The 6,968-nt window shown below is 65.3% G+C and carries 8 protein-coding genes; 5 read left to right on the top strand and 3 right to left on the bottom strand.

What is annotated here, in order from left to right; all coding sequences use genetic code 11:
* Positions 1-117 precede the first annotated feature (117 nt).
* The gene (gene msrA, locus VFW69_RS11470; RefSeq protein WP_526501254.1) at positions 118-630 is read left to right on the top strand and encodes a peptide-methionine (S)-S-oxide reductase MsrA; all 513 of its coding nucleotides are present in this window, start codon (positions 118-120) and stop codon (positions 628-630) included.
* Positions 631-675: 45 nt separating this feature from the next.
* On the opposite strand, the gene VFW69_RS11465 is transcribed toward msrA, so the two are convergent.
* On the bottom strand, positions 676-1,995 hold the full coding sequence (locus VFW69_RS11465; protein ID WP_526501252.1) for a cytochrome P450: 1,320 nt from the start codon (positions 1,993-1,995) through the stop codon (positions 676-678).
* A 143-nt stretch (positions 1,996-2,138) separates the two neighbouring features.
* Between VFW69_RS11465 and VFW69_RS11460 the strand changes: the two genes are divergently transcribed.
* Entirely contained in the window at positions 2,139-2,756 is a 618-nt protein-coding gene (locus VFW69_RS11460; RefSeq protein ID WP_526501258.1) for a TetR/AcrR family transcriptional regulator, read from the top strand.
* Positions 2,757-2,862: 106 nt separating this feature from the next.
* Positions 2,863-3,075, top strand: coding sequence for a TOBE domain-containing protein (locus VFW69_RS11455; RefSeq protein WP_526501250.1), 213 nt, complete (start codon positions 2,863-2,865; stop codon positions 3,073-3,075).
* Positions 3,076-3,102: 27 nt separating this feature from the next.
* On the opposite strand, the gene VFW69_RS11450 is transcribed toward VFW69_RS11455, so the two are convergent.
* Together VFW69_RS11450 and VFW69_RS11445 are read right to left on the bottom strand one after the other, a co-directional pair.
* A complete protein-coding gene (locus VFW69_RS11450) occupies positions 3,103-3,990 on the bottom strand; it encodes an alpha/beta fold hydrolase (protein ID WP_526501248.1) in 888 nt (295 codons plus the stop codon).
* Between the two features lie 29 nt (positions 3,991-4,019).
* Complete coding sequence (locus VFW69_RS11445; protein WP_526501246.1) at positions 4,020-5,249, bottom strand: sulfotransferase; 1,230 nt, start codon at positions 5,247-5,249, stop codon at positions 4,020-4,022.
* Between the two features lie 28 nt (positions 5,250-5,277).
* Between VFW69_RS11445 and VFW69_RS11440 the strand changes: the two genes are divergently transcribed.
* Both VFW69_RS11440 and VFW69_RS11435 read left to right on the top strand, forming a co-directional pair.
* Complete coding sequence (locus tag VFW69_RS11440; protein ID WP_526501244.1) at positions 5,278-5,853, top strand: TetR/AcrR family transcriptional regulator; 576 nt, start codon at positions 5,278-5,280, stop codon at positions 5,851-5,853.
* Positions 5,850-6,953, top strand: a complete 1,104-nt coding sequence (locus tag VFW69_RS11435) for a DUF1214 domain-containing protein (RefSeq protein ID WP_526501242.1) — start codon at positions 5,850-5,852, stop codon at positions 6,951-6,953. Before VFW69_RS11440 ends, VFW69_RS11435 begins: the two co-directional genes overlap by 4 nt.
* Positions 6,954-6,968: the final 15 nt, after the last annotated feature.

Raw genomic sequence — 6,968 nt, 5'->3', positions numbered from 1 at the left:
AGGCGGCGGCCAGTTCGCTGCGGGAGAACTTCGGCGTACTCATGATTTCGCGGCACCGTTGCAGCTCATCGGCGGAGTGTAGCCTGGCGTCATTGTTGCCGGTTAGGAGGACGAACGATGACCAACCAGAAGGCGATTCTCGCCGGCGGCTGCTTTTGGGGGATGCAGGAACTCATCCGCAAGCAGCCGGGTGTGGTTTCGACGCGGGTCGGTTACACCGGCGGTGACGTCCGCAATGCGACCTATCGCAACCACGGCACGCACGCCGAAGCCATCGAGATCGCCTTTGACCCGACGGTCACCGACTACCGCACGATGCTCGAGTTCTTCTTCCAGATCCACGATCCGACAACGAAAGACCGGCAGGGCAATGACCGGGGCGCCAGTTATCGGTCGGCCATCTTCTATCTCGACGAGGACCAGAAGCGGATCGCGCTGGACACCATCGCCGACGTCGAGGCGTCCGGGCTCTGGCCAGGCAAGGTGGTGACCGAGGTCAGCCCGGCCGGCGACTTCTGGGTAGCCGAGCCCGAACACCAGGATTACCTGCAGCACTATCCCAACGGATACACCTGCCACTTCATCCGCCCCGGGTGGAAACTGCCGCGTCGTGCGACCGCCGACCAATAGGACGCCGCGCCGCAGAACCGCACCGCGAACCGAACCGCGCCTAATTCAGCGCCGGCGCACCACAATCCGGCCGCCGCCCTTCGGCGTGAACGCGACCCCGCGGCCATGCCAGCGCTCGCCAGCCGCATCCGTCGTCTCAATGGTCAAGCGGCGCAACACCGTCCGCAGCACGACGTCCATTTCCATGTTGGCAAACGCCGCTCCGACGCAGCGGCGGGTACCGCCACCGAACGGGATCCACGATAACGCCGACGGCTTGCTCCCGATGAAGCGTTGCGGGTCGAAACGGTCGGGATCGGGGAACACGTCGGGATTGCTGTGAATCTGCCCGATTCCGACGATGATCGAATCGCCACGCGGAATCACCCACTCGCCAAGTTGGAAGGTCTCGGGGTAGACGTGGCGACCGGCGAGGTCGATCACCGTTCTGGCTCGCTGGACCTCCAAGATGGTGGCCTGACGCAGCTCGCTGCCACCGTTGTCGGCCTCTTCGACGAGCGCCTTGAGCAGGTCGGGGTGCCGGCTTATCCGCTCGAACGCCCAGCCGAGCGTTGACGCGGTGGTTTCGTGTCCGGCCGCCAAGAGGGTGAGCAGCTCATCACCAATGTCCTTGCGCGACATGGCTGAACCGTCTTCGTAGGTGGTGCGCAGCAGCATCGCCAGGACGTCGGTCCGCTCGGCGAAGTGCGAATCGGCCCGCTCGTCGTCGATCAACTTGTCGATGACTTTGTCGTACCGGCGTCGCCATTCGGTCAACCGGCCCCACGGGCTGTACCTACCGAATTGACGTTTGGGCATCGGCACCGACGCCAATCGCGAGCCCAGGGTGACCCATGGCGGAATGAGCTCGCGCAGCTCGTCGAGTTCGGCGCCTTCCGCGCCGAAAACCGCGCGCAGAATGGCGTTCAGCGTGATCCGCATCATCGGCGGCAGCGTGGCGAAAGGGCTGCCCTGCGGCCAGTCGGCGATCTCGCGCAGCGTCTCTTCTTCGATGATGCTTTCGTATTTCTTCATGCTCTTGCCGTGGAACGGCGGCGCCAACAGCCGGCGCCGTTGGCGATGTTCGTCGCCCTCGAGCGCGAAAACGGAACCGGTGCCGAACAGCCTGCCCAGATTGGGCTGGATGTTGCCGAGCTCCTCGGGGCTGGTCGTGAAGATCTGCTTGGCCAACTGCGGGTCACCAACGGCGATGACGCGCCCGTACATCGGCAGGTTGAGCGTGAATACATTGCCGTGGCGGCGCGCCAGCCGTTGAATCATCCAGCGCCGCGACATCGAGAATCCGAGGCCCTGAAGCACCTTGGGGATTCGGACCGCCGGAGGCAGGTTGACCGCGGCGGGCGGGGCGGCGACTTGGTGGCTCATGACGATGGCGTCTCCCAACATCTGCCCCGGCACCGGGGTGGTACGGCGATGTACCGCAGCATCTTCCCCGTACGGTACTCTGAAGTACCAAACCTGACAAGGTGCCGCACTTACCGAAAGGGGGCGCCCGCGTGACACCAGCGGTGACAGCGAGTGCCGCCGATGCGGTTGCGGGCGACGCATCTGCCGAGCCGGATCCGTTTCGGCAACGGCTGCTCGACGGTCTGGCCACCTCGATCACCGAGCGCGGCTACCGCGCCAGCACGGTCGCCGACGTGGTCCGCTATGCGCGCACGTCCAAGCGCACGTTCTACGACCACTTCGCCGGCAAAGAAGAGTGTTTTCTCGAGCTGCTGGCCGTCGACATCGAGAAACTGGGCGCGAAGATCACGGCAACCGTCGACCCCGAGGCCGACTGGCATGTGCAGATCCGCCAGGCGGTCGAGGCCTATGTCGGATATATCGAGGCCCGGCCCGCCATTACGTTGAGCTGGATCCGTGAACTGCCGTCGCTGGGTGCGGCCGCTCGGCCGGTCCAGCGCCGCGGGCTGCAGTTGTTGACCAGCCTGCTGATCGACCTCAGCGCCAGCCCGGGGTTCCGGCGCGCAAAGCTGCCTCCGTTGACCGCGCCATTGGCCGTGATCCTGCTGGGCGGCCTGCGGGAGCTGACCGCACTTGCGGTCGAAGACGGAAAGCCGGTCCGAGAAATCGTGGAGCCGGCCGTGGATGCATCCGTAGCTTTGCTTGGCCCGCGGCATTAGGGCCGCCCGCCCCCGTAAATGAAGGTGTGGCAAGCCATTCCGGCCGTGCTCCGGCGGGGCTAAGCTCACCGCAGACCCCGCCCGTTCTGACATGGAGGATCCTGCGATGCGGCTCTCGACCCGAAACCAGCTCAGGGGGACCATCACCGAGGTCGAACTCGGCACGGTGATGGCCGTGGTGAAGGTGACGCTTGACGGTGGCGATCAGGTTGTCACGTCGTCGGTCACCAAGGACGCCGCGACCGAGCTCGGACTCAAGGTCGGGCAGCCGGCAACCGTGTTCATCAAATCGACAGAAGTCACCATCGGCGTCGACTAGCGTCACGCCGAAAAGCCTTCACCCGATCTACTTTTCGGCGAGAAAAGCGCGAACCCGGTCCAGGACCAGATCGGGCCGCTGGTCGACGATCCAATGCCCAACACCGTCGACCAGCTCGACCTCGAAATCATTGATGCGATCGGCATATCCGTCGGTGAGGTCCGGCGTTATCACCGGATCTTTGGTGCCCGTCAGCCAGCGGACCGGGACGTCGACGCGAGCATCGTTGTATTCGCCGCGCATCCATTTCCGCATCTCTTTGGTTTGGAAGCTGCGATACCACCGCGAACCGGCCTCCGCGTGGCCGGGCTGTTGCATGCACTCGATGTACATGCGGGTGTCGTCCTCGGGCAGGGTGAAACCACCACCGACCCATGACCCGAGCATCCTGACGAAGCGCGAGTTGGGATCGCTGATCACCCGCGGCCCGATGACCGGCAGCGAAATCGGGATCTGATACCAGAACCGCCAGATATTACGCAGCGTCGACAGACTCGGCTTCACCCACGGCGCAACGGTATTCACTCCGAAAAACCCGCTCACCCTTTCCGGGTGACGCAGCATCATGATGAATGCGACCGGGCCACCCCAGTCGTGGGCCACCAGCTTGACTGTCGCGACCCCCAACCGATCCAGCACCCCGGCCAGATCGTCGGCCATCTCGTCCTTGGTGTAGCTGGAGCGCGGCGCCGAACTCCAGCCCGAGCCGCGCAGGTCCGGACACAACACCCGGTAGCCGTCGGCGGCCAGCGGCCCGATCAGCGCGTGCCATTCCCACCAGTTCTGCGGGAACCCGTGCACCAACATCACCGCCGGCCCGCTCGCCGGTCCGGCGTCCGCGACGTGGATCGCGACGCCGTTTCCCAGATCGACGTACCTGTGTTCGACACCGTCCAGCTTGGGCATAGTGACCATGCATTGAGAACGTAGTGCCTCGGAAAGGCTTAGGCCAGAAAGCGCTCGACATACGGCGCGAAGCGCTCGCGCAGGTTGCCCTCGTCCAGCCCGAACATCTCGTACGACGTCTCGACATTGCCCAGTCGGCCGCGCCGGTGGCCCGCGAGGTAGTCGCCGACGGCCGCGCGCGCCTCGTCGGTGAACGGCTCGCCGGCCAGGGCGTATACCCGTTTGGTCACGCCGAGTTCGTCGGCCATGAAGTCGTCGAACCGGACGTCGATCGAGCGATCCGGTCCAATGGTGTCGCGGTCGCGCATGAGCGCGCTGAGCATCTGATCGAGGCGGTCGATCCACGAATTGGCGATTTGCTTCACCGGCACCGGCGAGCGGTGCATCCGGGCGGAGTAGGTGATCATCGCGATCATCGACAGCGCCACCGGTACGGGATCGCGGTGGGTGAATACCACGATGCTGTCGGGAAACACCCGATCCAGGACGGGCACCTGCTCGAGATGCTGGGGCGACTTGAGCAGCCAGCGCCGTCCCCCGCGCAGATACTGCATCGCCCGGAGTTGGGTGGCCAGGTATTCGTAGTGCGGCGTCTGATCATGAGCCTGGTAGTAGTCGCGCCAGCGGGGCACCTCGGCGAGCGTCTCCAGCAGCATCGTGGACACGTCGTTGGCCAACAATTGGATCTCTTCGTGGACGTGGTCGGTGGTCATCTCGTGCATGAGCGCGAAATGCGGCATCACCATGTTGATCACCCCGACCGCGACATCCATCCGGGCTCGCCGCGGATCCGGTTCAACGCCAACTTCATTCGGCATCGGGAACGGCTCGTTACTTTCCCAGTACGGCATGGTGCGAAAGGTCGGCGGCGCGGCCAGCATGTTGTGCAGGTGCGTGGTGCCGGTGCGGGGCAGCCCGGCAATGACCACCGGTGAGCGCAGCTCGATTCCGTTGATCTCGGGATGGCGACTCAGCAGGTCCGCCAAGAGCAGCCGGTTCTTGAGCACCTGCAGCAACTGTCCGTGGAAGTTCACCACCCCGGCGGCGTGGAGGCCGCCGATCTCGCGCAGCGCGGCGAGATAGACCTCGAGGCGCTCGCGGTAATCGTTCGGCCCGAAATCATGCAGGCCGGTGTCGGCGCTGGCCTTGGCGTGCAGCGCGCCGGAATCCAGCGGGCACTCCGGCGCCATGGTGGCCATCATGTCCAGAAGCTGCTGACCCTCGGCGCTGAATCGGGGCGAGGCGAGGTCGTCGAGGCGAACGTTCACGGCGAGTTATGTTACTCTGAGTTTCGTAATGGTCGTAGATTTTGGCAGACCCCGTGATCCCCGGATCGACGCTGCGGTGCTTCGCGCGACGGTCGAACTGCTGGCCGAAACCGGTTACCCGGGCTTATTGGTCTCCGCCATTGCCGAGCGCGCGGGCACCAGCAAGCCCGCCATTTATCGCCGCTGGCCTAGCAAGGCCCACCTTGTGCACGAGGCGGTGTTCCCGATCGGCGCCGGCACCGCCATCCCCGATAGCGGGTCCGTTCCCGATGGTCTGCGTGAGATGGTCCGCCGCACAATGACTTTCCTCACCACACCGGCCGCCAGGGCGGCGCTTCCGGGTCTGATCGGCGAGATGGCCGCGGATCCGACGCTGCATTCGGCCCTGCTGGAGCGGTTCGCCGGCGTCATCGGCGGCGGCCTCTCCGACTGGCTCGCGGCGGCCGCGGCGCGCGGCGAGGTGCGGTCGGATGTGACCGCCGCCGAACTGGCCGAGACCATCGCCGGCGTCACGCTGGTAGCCCTGCTCACCCGCGCCACCGAACTCGACGATGCGTGGGTCGATCGCAACACCAGGTTGCTCCTGAAAGGAATCAGCGCATGACGCACCAATCGACGGACGCATGGCAGGAACTGCTGAAAACGCTTGGTGAACTGGATCACTCGTTCCTCGAGGGTGACCGTGCCGTCACCGACGACAGGCACGTTGCCGATGGCTACCGCATGCTCGCCGCCACCCTGGGCGTGGCCCTGGACACCTATCTGTTTCCCGAACCGGGCCGGCCACAGTTCGTCGCGGTGAACACGCCGTTGCGCCGCGACCGCCGCTGGGGCGGTGACAACACCGATGCTTACTACTACATGTGCCCGGTCGATCCCGGCCGCCGGTACCGCATCAGCGGGAATAAGGGTGACAGCGTGTACTTTTCGGTGACGGCTTACAACGAGCCAGCACCGGGCGCCTGGTCCGATCGGGTCGTCGCGATCGTCCGCGACACCGATCTCGATATCGACGCCGACGGCAACTTCACGTTTGAATTTCCCGCCACGCCCGACGCGGCCGTGCTGATGACCCGCGACTATCAGGCCGATCCCCTGACCGGCCGTCCGGTGACGTGGCACATCGAGGCGCTCGACGAGCCCGACCCGATCCGGCACGGCGACGCCGAGACCGCGGCGAGTCTGCGCGCCGCCGCGACCTGGTTGCGGACCATGTTCGCCATCGTGCCGCTGGCCGTTGGGAATCGCGTTGACGAACCGCACGCACTGGGGCACGAAACCGCCCACGCCGCCAACGCATTCGCCGATCCCTATCAGGTGCCCGACGCCAACTTCGGCTGGTCGGCACGCGACGCCTGCTACTCCTACGGCAGCTTCGTGCTCGACGCGGACGAGGCGCTGGTCATCACGCACCGGCCGCCCTCATGCAGGTTCTGGAACCTGGTGGTGTGGAACCAGTTCATGGCAACCTTCGGCGCGCAGGATGCCCGCTGCTCCCTCAACGGCCACGGCGCCGTCGTCAACAGCGACGGGTCCGTGACGGTCGTCTTGTCCCACGACAAGACGACGCACCCGAATTCGCTTACCACGCTGGGCTATCCAAGCGGCAACCTGGCATTTCGGTGGTTTCTTGCCGACGGCGTGCCGCGGCGACCCGAAGTGAAACTCGTGAAGGCGGCCGACGCCCCCACGGACGTGTCCTAGAATTCAGATCGTATT

The sequence above is a fragment of the Mycobacterium sp. genome, from assembly GCF_036273375.1.
Classification (GTDB): Bacteria; Actinomycetota; Actinomycetes; order Mycobacteriales; family Mycobacteriaceae; genus Mycobacterium.
This window is presented reverse-complemented; position numbering and strand designations above follow the sequence as displayed.